Raw genomic sequence first — 21,261 nt, forward strand, 5'->3', positions numbered from 1 at the left:
CCTTTTGAAGGGGGAGGCTGGGAGGGGGTGAGTAGTTGTTATGCTGACAAGGGTCATAGTCGGAGGAATACTGTCATGAACGAGAAGCCAGTTCGTGTTTTCAACCGCGAGGCCACGCTGGATAAACGGCGTGAACAACGAAACAATCCAACAGAGCCTGAACGGCGATTGTGGCAGGCGCTTCGGGCTGGGCAACTCGGAGTCAAGTTTCGCCGTCAGCAAGGTATAGGCCCATACATTGCGGATTTTTACTGCCCCGGGCGGTTGTTGGTCATTGAGGTTGATGGCAACAGCCATTTCGACATGCGGGGTCTGCGTCATGACAAGCGACGGGATGCCTACATGGCGGCCCTGTCGCTGACGGTACTGAGATTTAGCAACAGGGAGGTGATGGAAAATCTACCCGGGGTGGTTGTCTCTATTCGGGCATGGCTTGATCGCGTCTGACCCCACCCCAGCCCTCCCCTTGCCAGGGGAGGGGGCCAGAGTGCCCTCTGTACGGGCTGGAAAGCGTCATACACTTCCCTTTTTTGAAGGGGAGGTGGTTGCAGACGGGGATGTGCATCAGGATGGTTGCCCTGTCGGGACGGGCTTGTTAGCCTTTCGCGCACAAAGACAGGAGAAACCAATGAGCAAGGTACTGGATGAGCTGCTGGCGTTGCTGGCGCTCGAAAAGATCGAGGAGGGCCTGTTTCGGGGCCAGAGCCAGGATCTCGGGTTGCGATCCGTGTTTGGCGGACAGGTGATGGGGCAGGCCTTGTCAGCCGCCAAGCAGACGGTGGCAAGCGACCGCCAGGTCCACAGTTTCCACTCCTACTTCCTGCGCCCCGGGGATGCCAACAAGCCCATCGTCTACGACGTGGAGAACATCCGCGACGGCCAGACCGTCTCCACCCGCCGGGTCAAGGCCATCCAGAATGGCAAGCCCATCTTCTACCTCAACGCCTCCTTCCAGGTGGAAGCCGAGGGCTTCGAGCACCAGGCGAAGATGCCGGCCAGCATCACGCCCCCGGAGCAGCTCAAGAGCGAGCTGGAGCTGGTGCGTCCCTACGAGCAGATGATCCCGGCGGCCCTGCGGGACAAGATCCTGTGCGAGAAGCCCATCGAAATTCGCCCCGTGACCCTGGTGGACCCCATTCGCCCGGATGTCCACGAGCCCCTTCGCTACACCTGGTTCAAGGCCAATGGCCCGGTGCCGGACGATCAGCGGGTCCACAACTACCTGCTGGCCTATGCCTCCGACTTCCACTTCCTGTTCGCCGCCCTGCAGCCCCACGGGGTCTCCTACTGGGAGCCGGACATGCAGGTGGCCACCATCGATCACTCCATGTGGTTCCACCGGGAGTTCCGGCTGGACGACTGGCTGCTCTACGTGGTGGACAGCCCGAGCGCCAGCGGCGGTCGGGGTCTGGTGCGCGGCCAGTTCTTCACCCGGGATGGGGTATTGGTGGCGAGCACCATGCAGGAAGGGGTGATCCGTCGCCGGGGCTGAGACGCCCCCTTGCGCCAACGAAAAACGGGAGCCGATGGCTCCCGTTTTTTATTGTCTGCGCTATCAGGCTGCGTCCTGCTCGGTGCTGAGTGCTGGCTCGCCACTTTGGGCGAAACGATCGGCCCACAGGGCGATGACGCCGTCACCGGTGACGTTGCAGGCGGTGCCGAAGCTGTCCTGGGCCAGGTAGAGGGCGATCATCAGGGCGATGGAGGCCTCACCGAAGCCGAGCATGGAAGTGAGCAGGCCGAGCGCGGACATGACACCGCCACCCGGTGCGCCCGGCGCGGCAATCATGATGACGCCCAGCATCATGATGAAGGGCACCATGGTGCCGTAGCCCGGAATGGCCAGGTGCTCGGAGAGGAACATCACCGCCGTGGCGCAGGTCACCAGGGTGATGGTGGAGCCGCACAGGTGGATGGTGGCGCACAGGGGCACGGTGAAGTTGGCGATGCCGTCGCTCACGCCGTTGCGCTTGCTGGCTTGCAGGGCCACCGGAATGGTGGCGGCGCTGGACATGGTGCCAAGGGCGGTGAAGTAGGCGGGCAGCATGTTCTTGATGAGCATGACGGGGGAGCGCCCCTGGGCGAGGCCGGTGCCGACGAACAGGACGCAGAGCCAGATCCAGTGCATGACGATGGCCATCACCAGCACTACCCCGAAGGTCTTGAGGGTGGCGAAGACGGTGCCTTCCACCGTCATCTCGACGAAGACGCCGGCGATGTAGAAGGGCAGCAGGGGAATGATCACGCGTGCCAGCAGGCGGTCGATGATGTCACGGCCCTGATCGGCGACCCGGCGCAGGTCGGTGGCCTGGGTGGCGCTGATGCCGATGCCGAACACGAAGGCGGCGGCCAGGGCCGACATCACCCCGAACAGGGGCGGGATCTCGAGGTTGATATAGGAAGCGAGCTTGGTGGCTGCCTCGGCGGTGGGCTCGGCGGCCGTGGTCAGGTGCGGGATCAGGTGGCTCGCCACGGTGAAGGCGAACAGGCCCGCCAGTATGGTGGAGCAGTAGGAGAGCCCCACCGTCTTGCCCAGCAGCTTGCCGGAGTTCTTCGGCAGGCTGGCGATGCCGCTCATGATGAAGAAGAGGATGATGAGCGGGATGGTGAAGGTGATGAGCTGGCCGATCACCGTCTTGGCGGTGAACAGCACGCGGGCGACCCATTCGGGGGCATAGAGACCGAGCAGCAGGCCGGCGAGGATACCGGCAACCAGATTGAGAACGAGTTTCATGGGGGAATCCAGGTGTTGGTGTCTGATTTGTTATTTAATTTTGATTTTAATGCCGCTTTTTAACACAAACACCGCATCTTGTCTGCTTTATGGTGGTTAACTCAGGGTTAAATATTGTTAATGGGCTGAATGCCGTGAGGTGTCACTGCCCTCGGGGGGGTCGCGGATCAGCGCCGCACCAGCAAGGCGTGCAGCCAGGGGCCGTTCACCTCATCTTCCCCCACCCAGCCATGGTGCAGGGTGAAGGGGAGGGGAGCGATCAGGCGTCGCAGCCCCGCCTCGTCGAGCCGGGTCTGCAGGGGATATTCCCCCGACCGTGGCAGCGGTTCGCCTTTCCCGTGGGGGAAGGAGGCGTAGAGGGGGCCCCCGGCCTTGAGCAGGGTGGCCAGATGACCGAGCGCCGGGACTATCTCGTGTTCGGGCTGACAGGGGAGGGAGCCGCTGGCCCAGATGCCGTCATAGGGAACGACGCTTTGCATCTGCTCAAAGCGGCAGACTCGCACCGGCTGGCCGCACAGGCGCGAGGCGGCGGCGGCCTGCGCCCGGCTCGCATCGAAGGCGGTCACGGTGAGGCCTTGCTGGCGAAAGAGGCGCAGATCCTCTCCTGCCCCGCAACCGGCCTCCAGCAGATGACGGCCGCTGCCCAGCAGGGCCAGGAAGAGGGCATGGGCGCCTGCCACGAGGGCGGGGCGAGGGGCGGCGTCGTGCGCCGGCGCGGGGGCGTGTGGCAAGGGTGTCGGGCTCATCGTGGTGGGGGGGCGTTACTCTAGCAGGTTTGCCCCCGGCTGTTGAGCATGGGCGGGGGCGGCGCGTCTTGCAGACTCAGGGGTGGCGGCGAAGGGTGGGGCTCGCGATGAGGGTGAACAGGGTATCGAGGAGAAAGTCCGACTCCTCAATCAGATCGATGCGATCCGGGAAGTGCAGCCAGTTGATGATGTAGCCGTCCAGGGTGCAGTGGAGCAGGGTGGCGGCGCGGCGCAGATCCAGCCCCTCGGGCAGTTGGCCGCGACGCACGGCATTGGCCAGGGTGATCTCCAGATCCCGGAAGAAATTCATGGATTGCAGGTGCATGTGCTCGCGCATGACGGCGGCCTCTCCCTCCATGGATTCCAGATTGAACATGATGGTGAACATCTGCTGGTGGGCGGGCTCGGTGCTGATCTTGAGCATCACCTCTTTGAGAAAGCTGCGCAGCTTGCCCAGGGGATCCGGCTCCGCCTCGTCGACGCAGGCATCGAGCTGGTGGGAGAGGGGGGCACACAGCTCCTCCCACAGGGTGACGAACAGCTCTTCTTTATTCTTGAAGTGCCAGTAGATGGCGCCCCGGGTGAGGTCCGTCGCCTTGGCGATATCGGTCAGGCTGGTGCGTGCCAGCCCCTGTTGGCAGAAGAGATCCAGGGCCGTGCTCATGATGTTGCAGCGGGTTTGCTGCGCCTCTTCTTTGGTGCGTCTGGCCATTGACTCCGGTCCTGTTTAAAAGTGAAAAAAGTTTCTTACATACATTCATGAATGTATGTATATTGCCTCATCTTCGCCGTTTTACCAACAGGGGCCTTATAAACCCTGTGGTTTTGTCACTTCTTTTTGATTGAAACTGAGGTTCAGAGACTTGATGCATAAACATATTCTCGCACGTTCGGTCGGCCTTGCCTTGCTGGCAAGCAGCCTGCTGGCTGGCTGTGGTGACAAGGACGGGGCCCAGCAGGCCATGGGGGAGATGCCTCCCGCCGCCGTGGACGTGGTCACCCTCCATACGGCCCCCCTGCAACTGTTGTCCGAGCTCACCGGCCGCACCGCCCCCCTGCGGGTGGCCGAGGTGCGTCCCCAGGTGAACGGCATCATCCTCAAGCGCCTGTTCACCGAGGGGAGCGACGTCAAGGCCGGTCAGCTGCTCTATCAGATTGATCCCGCCGTCTATCAGGCCGAAGTGGCTTCCGCCAAGGCCAACCTCGCCAAGGCCGAGGCCAACGAGCGCAGCGCCCGCCTCAAGGCCCAGCGCTACGCCGAGCTGGTGAAGGTGAAAGCCATCAGCAGCCAGGAGTATGACGACGCCGACGCGGCCTGGAAACAGCAGCTGGCCGAGATCGGGGCCGCCAAGGCCGCATTGCAGACCGCCAACATCAACCTGGCCTACACCCGCATCACGGCCCCCATCAGCGGCCGCATCGGCAAGTCGGCGGTGACCGAGGGTGCCCTGGTCACCGCCCAGCAGGCGGACAGCCTCACCTCCATCTCCCAGCTCGATCCCATGTACGTGGACGTGCGCCAGTCCACCGCCGACCTGCTGCGCCTCAAGCGCCTGGTGGCCGAGGGCAAGCTGACCCAGGGGGAGAAGGACGGGGCCGGTGTCAGCTTCCAGCTGGAAGATGGCAGCCAGTATGGCGAGAAAGGAGCCCTCCAGTTCTCCGACGTGACCGTGGACGAGGCGACCGGCATGGTGACCCTGCGGGTGATCGTGCCCAACCCGGATCAACTGCTGCTGCCCGGCATGTTCATGCGCGCCACCTTGCAGGAGGGCGAGCGCCCGCAAGGCCTGCTGGTGCCCCAGACTGCCGTGACCCGTACCCCCAAGGGCGGTGCCACCGTCATGGTGGTGACGGCGGACAACAAGGTGGAACTGCGTGAAGTGCAGGTCGGCCGCATGTCCGGCGACAGCTGGGTGGTGGAGTCCGGTCTCAAGGCTGGCGAGAAGGTGATCGTCGCCGGTCTGCAGAAAGTCAAACCCGGGGTCGTGGTGGCGCCCACTGAACGTGCCGGTAACAGCGCACAACAGACCCCGGCAACCAAGCAGTAGGATGGAGTAGTCGCCTCATGGCACGTTTTTTCATAGATAGACCCATTTTCGCCTGGGTGATCGCCTTGGTGATCATGCTGGCCGGGGCCATGGCCATCATCGGCCTGCCGGTGGCCCAGTACCCGACCATCGCCCCGCCGGCGGTTGGCATCTCCGCCAGCTACCCGGGGGCCTCCGCCAAGACGGTGGAAGACTCGGTGACCCAGATCATCGAGCAGAACATGACCGGGCTGGATCACCTGCTCTACATGTCGGCGCAATCCGACTCGTCAGGGAACGTCAGCGTGACCCTCACCTTCAAGCCGGGCACGGATCCCGACATCGCCCAGGTGCAGGTGCAAAACAAGCTGCAACAGGCCATGTCGCTCCTGCCCCAAGAGGTGCAGCAACAGGGCGTGCGGGTCCAGAAGACCTCCAGCAGCTTCCTGATGGTGGCCGCCTTCATCTCCACCGATGGCGCCATGACCAACGATGACCTGGCGGACTATGTGGTAGCCAACATCAAGGAGCCCCTGAGCCGTCTGGATGGGGTCGGTGACATCACCTTGTTCGGCAGCCAGTACTCCATGCGCGTCTGGCTCGATCCCCACAAGCTCAACCGGGTGCAGATGACCCCGGCCGACATTCAGGCCGCCATCAAGGCCCAGAACGCCCAGGTTGCCTTCGGCAAGCTGGGGGGGACCCCTGCGGTGAGCGATCAGCAATTTACCGCCACCATCATGGGCCAGACCCGGCTCTCCACCGTGGAGGAGTTCAACAACATCCTGCTGCGGGTGAACCAGGACGGATCCAAGGTCCAGCTCAAGGACGTGGCCCGGGTCGAACTTGCCGGTGAAAACTACGACGCGACCGCGCTCTACAACGGCCAGGCCACCGCCGCCGTCGCCATCAAGCTGGCGACCGGTGCCAACGCCCTGGACACCGCCGAGCACGTGCGGACCAAGCTGGGTGAACTCTCCGAGTACTTCCCGGCCAACATGGAGATCGTCTATCCCTACGACACCACGCCGTTCGTGAAGATCTCCATCGAGGAGGTGGTGCAGACCCTGATCGAGGCGATCTTCCTGGTCTTCTGCGTCATGTATCTGTTCTTGCAGAACTTCCGGGCAACCCTGATTCCGACCATCGCGGTGCCCGTGGTCCTGCTCGGCACCTTCGGGGTGATGGCGGCCTTCGGCTTCTCCATCAACACCCTGACCATGTTCGGTCTGGTGCTCGCCATTGGCCTCTTGGTGGATGACGCCATCGTGGTGGTGGAGAACGTGGAGCGTCTGATGAGCGAGGAGGATCTCTCCCCCCTCGAGGCGACCCGCAAGTCCATGACCCAGATCACCGGCGCCCTGGTGGGCATCGCTCTGGTGCTGTCGGCGGTGTTCGTGCCCATGGCTTTCTTCGGTGGCTCTACCGGTGCCATCTATCGCCAGTTCTCCCTCACCATCGTCTCGGCCATGGTGCTCTCGGTGCTGGTGGCCCTGATCCTGACCCCGGCCCTGTGCGCCACCCTGCTCAAACCCATGAAGCACGGTGAATTCGGCGCCCAGCGCGGTTTCTTCGGCTGGTTCAACCGCTTCTTCGACACCAACGCCAACCGTTACCAGAACGGCGTGCGCAAGGTGATCAAGCAGGGCACCCGCTACGGCATCATCTATCTGGCCATGCTGGCGGTGCTGGCGGTGCTCTTCATGCGCATGCCCACCTCCTTCCTGCCGGAAGAGGATCAGGGGGTCATCATGTCCATGGTGCAGCTCCCGGTGGGGGCGACCAAGGAGCGGACCGAGGTGGTGCTCGGGGAGATGCGCGACTACTTCCTCGAGAACGAGAAGGAGAACGTGGACTCCGTGCTGACGGTGGCGGGCTTCAGCTTCGCCGGTAGCGGTCAGAACAGCGGCATGGCCTTCATCAAGCTCAAGGACTGGAGCGAGCGCAAGGGAGAAGATCGCAGCGCCAATGCCATCATCGGCCGCGCCATGGGGTTCCTGTTCAGCATCAAGGAAGCCCAGGTCTTCGCCTTCAACCTGCCCCCCATTCCGGAACTCGGCACGGCCACCGGCTTCGACTTCTTCCTGCAAGACCGCGGCGGTCTGGGTCACGAGAAGCTGATGCAGGCGCGCAACCAGTTGCTCGGCATGGCGGCGCAGGATCCCAACCTGGTGCGGGTACGCCCGAACGGGATGGAAGACACGCCCCAGCTCGACATCAAGATCGATTACGAGAAGGCGCTGGCCCAGGGGCTCTCCATCACCGACATCAACAACACCCTGTCGGCTGCCTGGGGCTCCTCCTATGTGAACGACTTCGTCGACAGAGGCCGGGTCAAGAAGGTCTATCTGCAGGCAGATGCCCCTTTCCGGATGAACCCGGAAGATCTGAAGCTGTGGTACGTGCGCAATAGCGCGGGCCAGATGGTGCCCTTCTCCGCCTTTGCCAGCACGGAGTGGAGCTTCGGCTCGCCCCGTCTTGAGCGCTACAACGGTGTCTCCGCCATGGAGATCGTCGGTGAGGCGGCCCCGGGCAAGAGTACGGGTGATGCCATGGCGGCCATCGAGGAGATGGTGAAACAGTTGCCGGAAGGGATCGGCATCGAGTGGACCGGCCTCTCCTTCCAGGAGCGTCAGGCAGGCTCCCAGGCGCCGGCCCTGTACGCCATCTCGCTCCTGGTGGTCTTCCTCTGTCTGGCGGCCCTCTACGAGAGCTGGAGCATTCCGTTCTCGGTCATGCTGGTGGTGCCGCTCGGGGTGCTGGGGGCCATTTTGGCCGCGACCCTGCGCGGGCTTGAGAATGACGTCTACTTCCAGGTAGGCCTGCTCACCACGATCGGGCTGTCGGCCAAGAACGCCATCCTCATCGTCGAGTTCGCCAAGGAGCTGCACGACAAGGGGATGAGGCTCGGGGATGCGGTGGTGGAGGCCTCGCGTCAGCGCCTGCGCCCCATCCTGATGACCTCGCTCGCCTTCATCCTGGGGGTACTGCCCCTGGTGATCAGCACCGGGGCGGGCGCCAGCAGCCGAAACGCCATCGGGACCGGCGTTATGGGGGGGATGATCAGTGCCACCGTGCTCGCCATCTTCTTCGTGCCGCTGTTCTTTGTGCTGGTGATGCGCTATTTCACCGAACGCAAGCATGCCGGGGAAGAGAGTGTCCACACCAAGGAGATCAACCATGACTAAGACCCTGATCGCCCTGGGCGTGACCCTGATGATGGGGGGCTGCTCCATGGCCCCCGACTACCAGCGCCCCGAGCTGCCCCAAGGCGCCTCCTGGCAAGCTGACCTGGCCGCCAAGGGGGAACTTGCCCCCTGGCGCCAGCAGTTCCAGGACCCGGCCCTTCAGACGCTGATCGGCACCGCTCTTGAGAGCAACCGGGATCTGCGCCTGGCAGCCCTCAACGTCGAGGCCTACGAGGCGAAATACCGTATCCAGCGGGCGGCCCAGTTGCCGACCCTGGCCGCCAGTGGCAGCGGTACCCGCCAGCAGGGATCCGATGATCTCAGTAGTACGGGGCAGGGCACCATCAGCAGCCAGTACGGCGCCAACATCGGCATCACCGCCTATGAGCTGGATCTGTTTGGCCGGATCCAGAGCCTGAAAGATCAGGCCCTTGAGACCTATCTGGCGCAAATCGACACCCAGCGCAGCACCCAGATTGCGCTGGTGGCCTCGGTGGCCAATGCCTACTTCACCCTGCTGGCGGATCAGGAGTTGCTGGCCCTGAGCCAGGCGACCCTCGCCACCGAGCAGGAGAGCTATGCCCTGACCGAGCACAAATACCGCCTGGGCGCCGCCTCCGAGATGGAGCTGGCCCAGGGGCGCACGGCACTGGAAAACGCCAAGGTCAGCCAGGCGCAATACCAGCGTCTGGTGAAGCAGGACAGAAATGGTCTGGCCCTGCTGCTTGGCACCGATATTCCGGTGCTGGCGGCACAACCGGCCACCCTGGCCGAGGTGAAACTGGCGCCGATCCCGGTGGGGGCTCCCTCCAGCCTGTTGCAGCAACGCCCGGACATCCTGGCGGCGGAGCACAACCTGAAGGCGGCCAACGCCAATATCGGAGCGGCCCGCGCAGCCTTCTTCCCGACCATCTCGCTCACCGCGACGGCGGGCACCGCCAGCAACCAGTTGAGCGGTCTGTTTGACGGCGGCACCGGCACCTGGACCTTCATGCCCCAGATCAATCTGCCCATCTTCGATGGCGGCAAGCGCGTTGCGGATCTGGACGTGGCCGAGGTGGGGACCAGGCAGGCGGTGGCCAGCTACGAGAAGAGCATCCAGACCGCCTTCAAGGAGGTCGCGGACACCCTCGGTGCCCAGGCGGACTACGCGCAGCAACTGCAGGCGCAACAGGCGCTGGTGGATGCCAATCAGACCTACTTCAGGCTGGCGGAGGTGCGTTACGAGCAAGGGGTGGACAGCTACCTGACCCGCCTCGATGCCCAGCGCTCCCTGTTCAGCGCCAAGCAGGGGCTCATCAGCACCCGGCTCGCCCAGCTGAGTAACCAGGTCGCCCTCTACAAGGCCGTCGGTGGCGGCTGGCAGGCGCCGAAGGACGCAGAGCCGGCATCAGACAAACAGGGTTGACCCCTCGGGGTTGACGTAAAAAGCATCAGGGGCGAACCATTAGGTTCGCCCCGTTTTTTATCTGTCATGTCGAGAAGCCAAATTGAGGCAGGTGACAACGGCGCTCCCTGTCCGGGGCAGGGAGCGGGCAGAAGGAGCCCCACGTTCATGGGCGCCGCCCTCGGCAACCATCATGACCCGCCTGGAGGTGACCACCTCATCGCCGTCATCCGTTGCGACGGACCCAGGCGATGCCATTTATCGCATAAGCTGTGCCGTAATTATTCTTTCAAAGAATAAATGGTCGACTCTTATAGTCAGTCACTCGCCCCTCATTCCAAGGATGTGAAATGAAACGACTCGTGCCCGCCACCCTGCTTGTTGCAGGACTGGCTCTCGCCCCGCTGGCCCAGGCGGCCACCCTGCTCAACGCCTCCTATGACGTGATGCGCGATTTTTACAAGGAGTACAACGGAGCCTTCCTGAAGCACTGGCAGGCAGAAGGCGGGGAGCCACTGCAGATCAACATGTCCCACGGCGGATCGAGCAAGCAGGCGCGCGCCGTCATCGACGGCCTGCCCGCCGATGTCATCACCATGAACATGGCCACCGACATCAACGCCCTCGCCGAGCATGGGGGCCTGGTGCCCAAGGGGTGGGCGGATCGCCTGCCGGATCACAGCGCCCCCTTCACCTCGGCCACCGTGTTCATCGTGCGAAAGGGCAACCCCAAGGGGTTGAAGGATTGGCCTGATCTGCTCAAGGAGGGGGTACAGGTCATCGTGCCCAACCCCAAGACCTCGGGGAACGGCCGCTACACCTACCTGTCTGCCTGGGGGTATGTGCTGGAGCAGGGGGGCGATGAAGATGCGGCCAGGGCATTTGTCGGGAAGCTGTTCAAGCAGGTTCCCGTGCTCGACACCGGCGGCCGCGCCGCCACCACCACCTTCATCCAGAACCGGATAGGCGACGTGCTGGTCACCTTCGAGAACGAAGCCGAGATGATTGCCCGGGAGTTCGGTCGTGGCAGCTTCGAGGTGGTCTATCCGAGCGTCACTGCCGTGGCCGAACTGCCGGTGTCAGTGGTGGACAAGGTGGTCGACAAGCAGGGTACCCGCAAGGAGGCCGAAGCCTATCTGGCCTATCTCTGGTCCGACGAAGGCCAACGCATTGCTGCCAGCAACTATCTACGCCCGCGCAACCCGGCGATCCTCGCCGAGTTTGCAGACCGTTTCCCGAACGCCACCTTCCTCGACGTGGTGAAGACCTTCGGCGAGTGGCCTGTGATCCAGCGCACTCACTTCAAGGAGGGCGGGGTGTTCGACCAGATCTATGCCCAGCGCTGAGGGGCCCCGGGATAACGATGCTCACCCAGGTGCAGCCGGGGCGTGGCTGCCTGGCTGCCCTCTCTGATGGTGGGGCCAGGTTGGTGCGTCAGGCTCTGAAAGATGAACAGGACCGTCGCGGATGGTGGTGTCCTGGAAGGGGAGGGTGTTCTGGCGCAGTTACACCGGCGTCTTGGCCCGAGACCCGGGACAAAAGGCACGAAGGGTTGGCCTCGCACTGAGGCCAACCCTTCGTCTGTCTGGTGCCGGTAATAGGAGTCGAACCTACGACCTTCGCATTACGAAGTCAATAAACTCACGTTTAATCCTGTCTTGACAAATCCAACAAATAAATCCAATCGCTTTAAATTCAATGGCTTAAGTATGCGGAAAATTCACTCTTGTCCAACGACATGCAACCCTATACGATGCCAGATGTGGTACCCCATGTGGTACCCCAAAACGAGGTTTTAGGATGATTTCTCAAGATCGACAAGTCGCGGCGGCAGAGCTTAAAGAAGGTGCGACCGCAACCCGATTTGCTATCAGCTCTAAACATGGTAACGGGTTATCACTCGAGGTTCGTGCTGGTAAGCAAAAGCGCTTCGTGTATCGATTTAGGCTACTTGGCAAGCAACAAACCATGGTCCTTGGACTATACCCTGCGATGGGACTTGCTCAAGCTCGTGAGCGACATTGTGTTGCGGTGGGGCAAGTCAAACAGGGCATCGATCCCCGTCAGGTTGTTGCAGAGGCTAAACAAAAGAACGAACAGATGCTCGTGCTTGATGAACTGTTTGAGCAATGGCTTAGCCACAAAGCCAGCGTAAAACGCCGTGATGGCGTTCGATCAGAGATTAGCCTTCGAACCGTCACTGATTATCGTCGAATTTACCAAACACACTTGCAAAAGGTCCTAGGTAAATATCGAATTTGCGATATCACCATGGCCGTCCTCCACCAACATTATCAGAAGCTACAGAAGGTCTCTCTGGAAGGTCTTCGCAAAGCGATGGGGATAATGAACCAAGTGATGGAGGAGGCTATGCGACGACAGCTTATCGAGATGAGCCCCACGTTGGCACTCAAACCCAAAGTTTACAATGCGACCCCCAATCCACCTCGAGAGCGTTGGCTACCAATCTCTGAATTACGAGCCTTGTGGCATGCATTAGAAGAGGGCGTTGAAGGTGGCGGAGCGTTAACAGCTGGTGGCCGTGGCATTGCTACGACTTCTGTTCTTTCTGGAAGTGTCGCCAATGCAATTAAAATCGTCATATTGAGCGCGGTTCGTCGAGGTGAAGTGATATCGATGCAGTGGGCACACTTGGATGGTGATCGTTGGACGATTCCGGAAACCAAAAATGGGCGCCCGCATGTGGTGACCTTGTCGCCTTTGGCTCAGGAAATCATTTCAGAGCAGCGAATGATAACCTCCTCTACCAGTCCATATGTGTTCGAATCGACGACGAAACTGGGTCATGCCATCACTGGTGACGCACTTATGCGCGCCCTTGACCGGCTACAGAAGCGTAAGCTGGCTGAACTTGAGCCATTTAGCGTACACGACCTCCGGCGCAGTGTTGCAAACTGCTGTGGTATTGAACTTGGTGCAGGACCTCTAGAGATAGAGCATATGCTGAACCACCAGATCAGTGACAAACTCCTGCGAACTTATCAGGGGGGCGCTTTACGTAACCCTGAAAAACTGAGGAGTTTATTTCTTCGGTGGGGGGATATTGTGAAACATAAAATAGCCCAACATGAAGTAGAAAAATCACCTGATGTTATGGGGAACGTAATCCAAGGGACATTCGGTAAACGCTGAGTTTTCATTTCGTTCAGACCCAAGAAGGAAGCGGCCATTGGCCGCTTCCTTTCTTATTTTCGGGGCCTGCTGAATGTCAAAATCGACATGATGAAATAGTATGATAGTAATGCTGTGATTATGCATAAAGATAACCTATATTGATAGAGCTACTTATTATAACCATACAATTGCAAATATCTTTCGTTGATTAACATTTCAACTATGGCATTCATTTTTTGATTTTCTCTATCTGCTAATTTTTTCAATTTATCTTTAGTCGAAACACTCATAGATATTTGAACCATCTTCCGTGAAGCATCTTCCCCTTGTAGCTTCATCCTGTATTTTTGCTGAGCGCCTGATTTTTTTAATTCAGCGATAACTAACAGTTGATGCTCTAACCTCAGAAGATCATAAAAGGTTATTAAAGCCATTTTTTTACTTTTTTCTATTTCAGAGCTTTCGGTTACATTTAACTCTAGCCATATCGGTGCTTTGCTGTTTAAATACCGTGAAAAAGAGTAGTCCCATGCCCACCCCCATAATTCTTCATTCTTGGATAACCAATTTATAATTTTAGAGCTGTTTTTTATTTCGCCCCAACGGGATTTAAAAAAACTCATCAGACTTGTTTTTTCCGTTAATTCAAAGCGACACAGGTCGAAAAACAAGGTTATGTTTGAAATCTTATCCCGATTAGATGTTGGGTGTTCATCTAAACATAGACAAGAATATAATGAATCATTAGCAAACGCGTCTACAAATGAACTTCGTGGCTCAGGCTTATCTATTGATATAGACTGAAATACACCATCGCGAAATTGATCTTCATCATTAATTAATAAAATTGATGCCCAGATGAAATTTACGAGCCTATCATCAGAATTCGAGATCCAAGCAAAGTCCTTATCCCCAAGGCATGACTGATAAAAAACCTCTAGCATTAAATTTTTTACCTTAATCGGGTCATTGAGCTCATCTCTATTGAAATTAATTTCAAAAAACCTTAATTCATCTATAAGGTCTTTTCTCTCGTCTTTCCCATCTACAACAAAACCAATAAAGTCAGTTAACCTACTTATTCTTTTTTGGGATGAAGCAGAAGTAGTCTCCCTAAACGTAAGCCTTGGCGAACGATCATTATAACACCCAGCATTCTCAATAAATCTATTGTAGAGAAACAACATCGCTCTGTGATCTTTCTTTTCAAACCACAAGTTATTTTGAGTTCCCATACCAACCTCCATCAAAAAACTTCAAACAATAAAGTCACGAGCCTCGCACATACAACCCCCTCCAGTTAAGCCTCAATTGAGGCATGGGGATCCCTTTGGGTCTTTGTTGTTGCGTTATTTGTGTGTAGATATTATGATTTTTTTTAGTATATCTCAATGTCATTCGCACAACATCTAAAGGAGGAAATGTGTCCATAAAATGATGATTTAATGTATCTATATGCGTGCTAAATGAAGATGCGAACACTCTTGAACCCCTTGCAAAACGCCTCTTTTTTTCCCTAGTCTACGTCCTGCTTGAGTCATCAACGAGAAGCCTTCGCCACCATCAATGCAACCACCTCATATGCTGACCCTAGATCGCGGGTCATCATCATTGGCCTTCCTGATCCCCCCGTACCGAGGCTGATTACTGTTTTTTTCAACCCCCAATCCCTTCTGATGAACGAAACCCATACCATCAGGAGTACACCATGAACACGTCCCCCAAAGTACTGCGCATCAAAGACGTTATCCAAAAGACCGGCCTTGCCCGCTCAACTATCTATGACCGTATCAGCAAGAAATCCCCTCGTTATGACCCAAATTTTCCAAAGCCACTTAAGTTGGGCTTGTCAGCTGTCGGCTGGTTTGAACATGAAATTGATGCTTGGTTTCAAGTACAAGCATCAATGAGGGGGTTCTATTGAACAGCTAAATTCTCCACAGGGTAGCATGAACACATGCCATCAATATAACTACATCTTGCCAAATTCATTATGATGCAGAGCTCCTACTGCAAGTAGGAAGTAAAGCTGACGTAGCAATAATTACCCTAAACATCATATGGATGACGTTAATATACCAATGCTCATCATGAATAACATAGCCCCCTCTCACTATTTCACTAAGCATCTTGTACCTGTGACTCTGGCGATATGAATTCGTAGGAGGGGGAGCTTTATGTTATTTGAATTCATTCATCATCTGAAGTGACTAGATACATTAACCATTTAACATCTAAGTTAGCTACCTATACACACTCATGACCTATTCACTAAACACTCTTCAATGAGGGATTACTCATGTCTACAGATATCCTGCACTTCATTCATCAATTGGAAGTAAGATACCCATCATTCAGCATCCATGCTTTTCAAAAAGCAATGGATGCAGTTACCGAACATTACTATCACTACCGAGAGGCTAAATCAGCTCATCCTTCCGTTGAGCTGTTCCTGCAATCCTTCTATCGTTACCATGACCTTGATGTATACGATGAGTGTTTATCTACTGAAACACGTAATGAGCTTTTGACTGAGCTCAATGACGTTCTAAGTGATTTTATGCTTCAGCTGAAGTCACCACGTCATCAGAAGCAGTTACACAATCTAAAGCGTGCAGATAAGCGTAATAGCGATAGCATCCAGAAGTACATTAACGCTCTTTTTGCTCAGTATGCCAGATTACTGGTAGTCAGAGTGGATGTTCACTTTAGAGATGACGTAACCCTAGAGGAGGCTCAAGAGGAACGAGAGTATTACTTGCGTACTATTAAGCGCAAGTTTACTAGATTAGTAGGCTATATCTGGAAGTTAGAATATGGCGAAAGTAGAGGCTATCACTATCACATCGCGTTTATATTCAATGGTAAATACATGCAAAACGATATTAAGATTGGCCGTTTGCTGGGAGAGCGTTGGCATGCAGGTAGCTATTACAACTGCAATGCTAAGCGGTCTCAATATGAGGAATGGGGAACGGATGGTATCGGGATGATACATCGAAGTGATGACGAGAAGCGACAGAAGCTATTTCAGTATGCCATGAAATATCTAGTCAAAATGGACGAGGCCGTGTTGGCTCAAACATGTGGACGCTCAAATAGGATGGGTAAGATGGAGGTGCCTGGTGGGCGACCGAGGGTTCTCAGGGTCTCTCTGGAGTAGTATCTTATTGGCTCCCCTGTTCTGGAGCCACGAATGACTATCGAGCAACTTGCCAGATCCACACGCAGCGTATTTGAGCTGCACTACGAGAGCCTAACTGGTCTGCCCTTCTTCACCAGTTTCCCCCTGAACTGCTGTCAGGGGGTCTCTGTGGTGTTTGGAATGTTGGTGAGTCTTCTGCCCACACAGCACACTGTGACTGTTGTCAAAGGCGATACCAGGGGTCGCTGTGAGTCTCACTACTGGCTAGAGATCGATGGGCTGATCTATGACCTGACCCTGGATCAGTTTCAAGAAACTTTGGGTAACCGATTTGACGGAATAGATGCCCCACTATATGGGGCAGCAAAGCATCCACTACGGATGCACTTCTTCTACAAAGAGCGACATTCTGCAGTCCTAGCGTTCAGTAATTTCTGTCAGTACCACGCCAACGTGGAGGATGCCGATCCAGCACTACAATTTGTCCGCAACAAAGTTCTAAACATTGATATACACAAGATGGCAGCACAGCACACAACCTAATAGGACTGCCTCGAAGATGGTAGCTCCACGGGCATGCATGAACAGTATTCATTCACGATGATTGGTACATTCTACAAAATGCAGGCATAGATACGATTGACGCTACCCTCCTCTTTGTCTTAAATGGTCACTTTGATTACTTGTGCCATCACCAAACTCCTCAACCCAAATATGAGTACGGAATTTTGCAAGGCGCTTGTAACTCCTTCTAATTACAAGAATTGCGAGAAAAAGGTATTCATATGCACCTGTCTAGACTAAGCGTTCGCAACTTCCGAAATTTTGTTGCTATCGATATTCCACTCTCCGGCAATATCGTATTGCTGGGCGAGAACCGTGTAGGCAAAAGCAACTTGCTATTTGCAATCAGGTTGGTACTCGATCCGACACTCCCAGACTCAATGCGCCAATTGAAACTATCAGATTTTTGGGATGGTTGTGATTTGACGTTACGCCCTCAAATTGAAGTACATCTAGATTTCGCAGACTTCGACCGTGATGACATGCTGACGGCGTTACTAACCGATTTCCGTGTAGCTACAGACCCTACAGTTGCAAGGCTTAGCTATGTCTATCGCCCGAAAGCTGACGTTACGGGCATACCCCAGTCGAGTGAAGATTGTGAGTTCATCGTCTATGGTGGAGGAGATGAGTCTCGGACAGTGCCGAATCGTGTGCGTCGTCGTATTGCAATAGATATGCTCGATGCTTTGCGTGATGCAGAAGGACAACTTGCATCTTGGAGAAACTCTCCGCTTCGTCCTTTACTAGAAGATGCTTTTTCAGCTGTTAGCAATCCTGAGTTGGCTACTGTTGCAACAGACCTTGCAGCAGCAACCGAAAAGCTAGAGAATTTTCCATCGGTCAAAGCCCTAGAGGAATCGTTACGCACTGGTATCCTTGATTTGGCAGGGAGAGCACATGATCTCAATGCGCGACTCCGTTTCGCTCCGACCGATCCTATGCGCCTTGTCCGCTCTATCGCGATGTTCATTGACGATGGAAAGCGCAGTATTGCTGAGGCAAGCCTCGGCTCTGCAAACGTAGCTCTAATTGCCTTGAAGTTAGCTGAATTCGCTTGGCGACGTGAGAAAAATGAAAGGAACTACTCATTACTCTGCATTGAGGAGCCTGAGGCACATCTTCATCCGCAATTACAACGTTCTGTCTTTGACAAGCTCTTTCAAAACCCTTCTCCCACGCAGGCCTTAATCGTTACAAGTCACTCTCCGACACTAGCGGCAATTGCACCATTACGCTCAATTGTAAATTTGCGAGCCAACTTAGATGGTTCCTCTCGAGCTCACTCATTGGCGACACTGCCTGTTACTTCAGAAGAACTTGATGATATTGAGCGCTATCTCACTGCCACTCGATCTGAACTGCTCTTTGCAAGAGGGGTTATTTTCGTCGAGGGTGATGCAGAAGAGGCGTTGCTTCCTAGTTTTGCGCATGCATTAGGACATAACTTGGATCAACTCGGTATTACTGTCTGCAATGTGGCTGGGGTTAATTTTGTTCCCTATGTAAAGCTCGCTAGCAGTCTTGGTTTACCTTTTGTTGTCATCACTGATTGGGATCCATTAGATGGTACGAAACCTCCACTAGGCAAGGCTCGAACACTTGATATCTGGGACGCTCATTGCGCAGTTATCGGGCAACCTCCATTACCCCAAGAGTTTCGGACATGGTCTGAGACTGCCGGTTTCGAAATATTTAGTGCAACTTGGTCCCCACACGGAATTTTCTTAAATTCTCAGACCTTTGAAGTCGCAATGGCTGAAACCCCAGGGCTACAACGATTACTACTAGACATTCTTGATGAGCAGGGCTTCGGTTCTGTTCGCTCAGCGCGAATTCGGGCTTGGCGCACTGGCACACCCGTCGATCCCGCACAGTTACTTGCAATGGTGTCTGATATTGGCAAAGGACGGCTAAGTGCAAAACTAGCAAGAAAACAGCCCAAACTAACACCACCTGACTATATTGCTGCCGCTATTAACTTCATGGTGTCTCATGTCTAATCATCTCGCGTTGAAGCAAGCACTTGCGGAACTCGAGCCCAATGGGGAGCAGTATGAAGCAGCCATTGAGCGCGGACACTGTATCGTGTTGGCTGGCCCCGGTAGCGGTAAAACCAAGACTCTGACCACGGCGATTGCGCGTGCGTTGATGGAAGATGTTATCGAACCGCGCGGGGTTGCCTGCATAACTTACAACAACGAGTGTGCGGCAGAGCTTGAGGAGCGTTTAGCCAAGTTTGGAGTTGCTAATAGCGACCGCTGCTTCATTGGGACGGTCCACAGCTTTGCGCTTACTCATGTCATTGCTCCATACGCCCGTTGTATCCCAGAGCTACTTCCTAACGACTTTCGTGTTGCAACTAGCAGTGAGTGCCGTGCAGCAGTCGACACCGCCTACAAAGCTGTTTTCGGCAATATGGGAGACCCACAGGATCGTTGGCGTTTTGCAGAGGAAAAGCGACGCCGAGATGTTGATCGCACACGACCTGATTGGTGGGGAAAAAATCCTGAACTTGCCACTTTTATCGAAGCTTATGAGGCAGAGTTGCGTTGCAGAAACCTGATTGACTTCGATGATATGCCACTCATCGCTTTCCGAATGATTAAAGAACATGGGTGGATTCGCGATGCTCTGAGGGCCCGCTTCCCCTCTCTCTTTATCGATGAATATCAGGATCTGGGCCATGCACTCCATGAGTTAGTATTGCTGCTCTGCTTCAATGGAGGGGCTCGATTGTTTGCTGTCGGTGATAGTGATCAGTCAATCTATGGATTCACTGGGGCTAATCCAGGATTGCTACAAAGCTTAATCGCGCGAAGCGACATTAAGATGATCCGCTTGCGCTTCAACTACCGTTCAGGTGCGAAGCTCATCAGGGCTTCCTTGGGGGCGCTGGGAGAAGAACGCGATTACTGCGGAGTGGCAGGAGCCCCCGATGGCGAACTGACTTTCTGGGCCGTAGAGGGAGACTATGATATTCAGGCCCAACACATTGCTAAGAGCGTTCTACCTTCATTACTTGGCCGTGGCTTTCAACCAGAGCAGATAGCCGTTCTTTATCGTGCTGCATGGCTAGGAGATAAGGTTGCCGAAGCACTCAAGGGTACGAATACCCCGATTCTACGCACTGACGGGGTAATCCCCCCGAAAAACCAGGGTGCTCATAAGTAGAATTTTCCCGTACCTTGAACGCAGGAGGTTCTACATGAAAACATCACGCTTTAGCGATACCCAGATCATCGCCATCCTCAAACAAGCTGAGGCTGGAGCTCCCGTCCCGGAGCTCTGCCGCGAGCATGGCATCAGCACGACCACCTTCTACAAGTGGCGTTCCAAATTCGGGGGGATGGATGCCTCCCTCATGGCTCGACTCAAGGAGCTGGAGGACGAAAACCGCCGCCTCAAGAAGATGTACGCCGAGGAGCGCCTCAAGGCAGAGATCATCACCGAGGCCATGGCAAAAAAGTGGTAACGCCATCTGCCCGCCGGGAGATGGCGACCAAAGCCGTGACTCACTACGCCATATCCATCCGTCTGGCTTGCCGGATCTTCAAGGTCAGTGAAAGCTGCTATCGCTATCAGCCCGTGCTGGTCGATGAAAACCAGGAAATTGCCGATTGGCTGCTACGTATCACGGCCAGCCAGCGCAACTGGGGCTTCGGGTTATGCTTTTTGTACCTGCGCAACGTCCAAGGCTTTGGCTGGAATCACAAACGGGTATACCGGATCTATCGGGCGCTGGAGCTCAATCTGCGGATAAAACCCAGGAAACGGTTGGTTCGGGCTAAGCCAGAGCCGTTGGCGGTTCCCGACCAGCCTAATCAGTGCTGGTCGATGGACTTTATGCATGACCAGCTCAGCGATGGCCGCTCGGTGCGGCTGTTTAATGTGATCGATGACTTCAATCGTGAAGCGCTGTGCATCGAGGTGGATTTCTCCTTACCCGCCTCACGAGTCAAACGGGCGCTGGAGCAGGTGATCACGTGGCGAGGTAAGCCCGCCATTATCCGATGTGACAATGGCCCGGAATACATCAGCGAAGAGCTCAAGCGATGGGCGAAACAGGAGGGGATAACCCTGGGCTATATCCAGCCAGGAAATCCGCAGCAGAATGCCTACATCGAACGTTTTAACCGCACGGTGCGCTACGACTGGCTGGGCCATTACCTGTTTGAGTCACTGAATGAACTACAGGAGTTTGCCACGAACTGGCTGTGGGTTTATAACCATGAGCGGCCCAATATGGCGCTGGGTGGCTACACGCCGAAACAGCGTCTGGCACAGGCCGCATGACCTCTACTTTTGAATGCCCCTAAAAATGGGGGGATTACC

The 21,261-nt window shown here is 55.9% G+C and carries 17 protein-coding genes; 13 read left to right on the forward strand and 4 right to left on the reverse strand.

All coding sequences use genetic code 11. The features are described from left to right. Positions 1 to 75 precede the first annotated feature (75 nt). Positions 76 to 447: an endonuclease domain-containing protein gene (locus tag AB5Y70_RS18910; protein ID WP_104453168.1), complete on the forward strand. Its 372-nt coding sequence runs from the start codon at positions 76 to 78 to the stop codon at positions 445 to 447. A 181-nt stretch (positions 448 to 628) separates the two neighbouring features. Next, a complete protein-coding gene (gene tesB, locus AB5Y70_RS18915; RefSeq protein ID WP_043155558.1) occupies positions 629 to 1,492 on the forward strand; it encodes an acyl-CoA thioesterase II in 864 nt (287 codons plus the stop codon). Between the two features lie 63 nt (positions 1,493 to 1,555). Here tesB and AB5Y70_RS18920 read toward each other — a convergent pair whose 3' ends face one another. From AB5Y70_RS18920 to AB5Y70_RS18930, 3 genes are all read right to left on the reverse strand, one after another. Beyond that, positions 1,556 to 2,734: a dicarboxylate/amino acid:cation symporter gene (locus AB5Y70_RS18920; protein WP_104453167.1), complete on the reverse strand. Its 1,179-nt coding sequence runs from the start codon at positions 2,732 to 2,734 to the stop codon at positions 1,556 to 1,558. 167 nt (positions 2,735 to 2,901) lie between these two features. After that, positions 2,902 to 3,465, reverse strand: a complete 564-nt coding sequence (locus AB5Y70_RS18925) for a bifunctional 2-polyprenyl-6-hydroxyphenol methylase/3-demethylubiquinol 3-O-methyltransferase UbiG (RefSeq protein ID WP_223929906.1) — start codon at positions 3,463 to 3,465, stop codon at positions 2,902 to 2,904. Positions 3,466 to 3,556: 91 nt separating this feature from the next. Continuing rightward, on the reverse strand, positions 3,557 to 4,192 hold the full coding sequence (locus AB5Y70_RS18930) for a TetR family transcriptional regulator (protein WP_010673709.1): 636 nt from the start codon (positions 4,190 to 4,192) through the stop codon (positions 3,557 to 3,559). Between the two features lie 154 nt (positions 4,193 to 4,346). On the opposite strand from AB5Y70_RS18930, the gene AB5Y70_RS18935 reads away from it, so the two are divergent. The 5 genes from AB5Y70_RS18935 (at position 4,347) to AB5Y70_RS18955 (ending at position 13,235) form a co-directional block, all read left to right on the forward strand. Then, positions 4,347 to 5,528 carry an efflux RND transporter periplasmic adaptor subunit gene (locus AB5Y70_RS18935; RefSeq protein WP_104453166.1) on the forward strand — a complete coding sequence of 394 codons (1,182 nt, stop codon included), beginning with the start codon at positions 4,347 to 4,349 and terminating at the stop codon, positions 5,526 to 5,528. 17 nt (positions 5,529 to 5,545) lie between these two features. After that, complete coding sequence (locus AB5Y70_RS18940) at positions 5,546 to 8,695, forward strand: efflux RND transporter permease subunit (protein WP_104453165.1); 3,150 nt, start codon at positions 5,546 to 5,548, stop codon at positions 8,693 to 8,695. Further along, positions 8,688 to 10,103: an efflux transporter outer membrane subunit gene (locus tag AB5Y70_RS18945; protein ID WP_104453164.1), complete on the forward strand. Its 1,416-nt coding sequence runs from the start codon at positions 8,688 to 8,690 to the stop codon at positions 10,101 to 10,103. Before AB5Y70_RS18940 ends, AB5Y70_RS18945 begins: the two co-directional genes overlap by 8 nt. Positions 10,104 to 10,432: 329 nt before the next feature. Continuing rightward, on the forward strand, positions 10,433 to 11,428 hold the full coding sequence (locus AB5Y70_RS18950) for a sulfate ABC transporter substrate-binding protein (protein WP_104453163.1): 996 nt from the start codon (positions 10,433 to 10,435) through the stop codon (positions 11,426 to 11,428). A 454-nt stretch (positions 11,429 to 11,882) separates the two neighbouring features. Beyond that, a complete protein-coding gene (locus tag AB5Y70_RS18955; RefSeq protein WP_368176104.1) occupies positions 11,883 to 13,235 on the forward strand; it encodes a tyrosine-type recombinase/integrase in 1,353 nt (450 codons plus the stop codon). Positions 13,236 to 13,384: 149 nt separating this feature from the next. Here the strand turns inward: AB5Y70_RS18955 and AB5Y70_RS18960 are convergent, their stop codons facing one another. Next, positions 13,385 to 14,452 (reverse strand): hypothetical protein, encoded by a 1,068-nt coding sequence (locus tag AB5Y70_RS18960; RefSeq protein ID WP_368176105.1) that lies wholly within the window; start codon positions 14,450 to 14,452, stop codon positions 13,385 to 13,387. A gap of 473 nt (positions 14,453 to 14,925) precedes the next feature. Between AB5Y70_RS18960 and AB5Y70_RS18965 the strand changes: the two genes are divergently transcribed. From AB5Y70_RS18965 to AB5Y70_RS18990, 6 genes are all read left to right on the forward strand, one after another. Next, entirely contained in the window at positions 14,926 to 15,141 is a 216-nt protein-coding gene (locus tag AB5Y70_RS18965; protein ID WP_270687973.1) for an AlpA family transcriptional regulator, read from the forward strand. A gap of 375 nt (positions 15,142 to 15,516) precedes the next feature. Further along, on the forward strand, positions 15,517 to 16,380 hold the full coding sequence (locus AB5Y70_RS18970; RefSeq protein ID WP_368176106.1) for an inovirus-type Gp2 protein: 864 nt from the start codon (positions 15,517 to 15,519) through the stop codon (positions 16,378 to 16,380). Between the two features lie 33 nt (positions 16,381 to 16,413). Continuing rightward, positions 16,414 to 16,905, forward strand: a complete 492-nt coding sequence (locus tag AB5Y70_RS18975) for a hypothetical protein (RefSeq protein ID WP_368176107.1) — start codon at positions 16,414 to 16,416, stop codon at positions 16,903 to 16,905. 242 nt (positions 16,906 to 17,147) lie between these two features. Then, on the forward strand, positions 17,148 to 18,929 hold the full coding sequence (locus AB5Y70_RS18980; RefSeq protein WP_368176108.1) for an ATP-dependent endonuclease: 1,782 nt from the start codon (positions 17,148 to 17,150) through the stop codon (positions 18,927 to 18,929). After that, positions 18,922 to 20,100 (forward strand): UvrD-helicase domain-containing protein, encoded by a 1,179-nt coding sequence (locus AB5Y70_RS18985; protein WP_368176109.1) that lies wholly within the window; start codon positions 18,922 to 18,924, stop codon positions 20,098 to 20,100. Before AB5Y70_RS18980 ends, AB5Y70_RS18985 begins: the two co-directional genes overlap by 8 nt. A gap of 34 nt (positions 20,101 to 20,134) precedes the next feature. After that, a protein-coding gene (locus tag AB5Y70_RS18990) for an IS3-like element ISKpn10 family transposase (RefSeq protein WP_099368947.1) occupies positions 20,135 to 21,222 on the forward strand; the annotation gives its coding sequence in 2 pieces (ribosomal slippage) (positions 20,135 to 20,387 and positions 20,387 to 21,222; 1,089 coding nt in all). Positions 21,223 to 21,261: the final 39 nt, after the last annotated feature.

Origin of the sequence: Aeromonas sp. s1(2024), from assembly GCF_040908005.1 — a bacterium.
GTDB classification, from domain to species: domain Bacteria; phylum Pseudomonadota; class Gammaproteobacteria; order Enterobacterales; family Aeromonadaceae; genus Aeromonas; species Aeromonas caviae.

Bases quoted from the DNA above. Each gene is read 5' to 3' on its own strand.
- AB5Y70_RS18955 (WP_368176104.1), top strand. From the start codon at position 11,883: ATGATTTCTCAAGATCGACAAGTCGCGGCGGCAGAGCTTAAAGAAGGT.
- AB5Y70_RS18940 (WP_104453165.1), top strand. From the start codon at position 5,546: ATGGCACGTTTTTTCATAGATAGACCCATTTTCGCCTGGGTGATCGCC.
- AB5Y70_RS18945 (WP_104453164.1), top strand. From the start codon at position 8,688: ATGACTAAGACCCTGATCGCCCTGGGCGTGACCCTGATGATGGGGGGC.
- tesB (WP_043155558.1), top strand. From the start codon at position 629: ATGAGCAAGGTACTGGATGAGCTGCTGGCGTTGCTGGCGCTCGAAAAG.
- AB5Y70_RS18965 (WP_270687973.1), top strand. From the start codon at position 14,926: ATGAACACGTCCCCCAAAGTACTGCGCATCAAAGACGTTATCCAAAAG.
- AB5Y70_RS18960 (WP_368176105.1), bottom strand. From the start codon at position 14,452: ATGGGAACTCAAAATAACTTGTGGTTTGAAAAGAAAGATCACAGAGCG.
- AB5Y70_RS18950 (WP_104453163.1), top strand. From the start codon at position 10,433: ATGAAACGACTCGTGCCCGCCACCCTGCTTGTTGCAGGACTGGCTCTC.
- AB5Y70_RS18975 (WP_368176107.1), top strand. From the start codon at position 16,414: ATGACTATCGAGCAACTTGCCAGATCCACACGCAGCGTATTTGAGCTG.
- AB5Y70_RS18970 (WP_368176106.1), top strand. From the start codon at position 15,517: ATGTCTACAGATATCCTGCACTTCATTCATCAATTGGAAGTAAGATAC.
- AB5Y70_RS18935 (WP_104453166.1), top strand. From the start codon at position 4,347: ATGCATAAACATATTCTCGCACGTTCGGTCGGCCTTGCCTTGCTGGCA.
- AB5Y70_RS18910 (WP_104453168.1), top strand. From the start codon at position 76: ATGAACGAGAAGCCAGTTCGTGTTTTCAACCGCGAGGCCACGCTGGAT.
- AB5Y70_RS18985 (WP_368176109.1), top strand. From the start codon at position 18,922: ATGTCTAATCATCTCGCGTTGAAGCAAGCACTTGCGGAACTCGAGCCC.
- AB5Y70_RS18980 (WP_368176108.1), top strand. From the start codon at position 17,148: ATGCACCTGTCTAGACTAAGCGTTCGCAACTTCCGAAATTTTGTTGCT.
- AB5Y70_RS18930 (WP_010673709.1), bottom strand. From the start codon at position 4,192: ATGGCCAGACGCACCAAAGAAGAGGCGCAGCAAACCCGCTGCAACATC.
- AB5Y70_RS18920 (WP_104453167.1), bottom strand. From the start codon at position 2,734: ATGAAACTCGTTCTCAATCTGGTTGCCGGTATCCTCGCCGGCCTGCTG.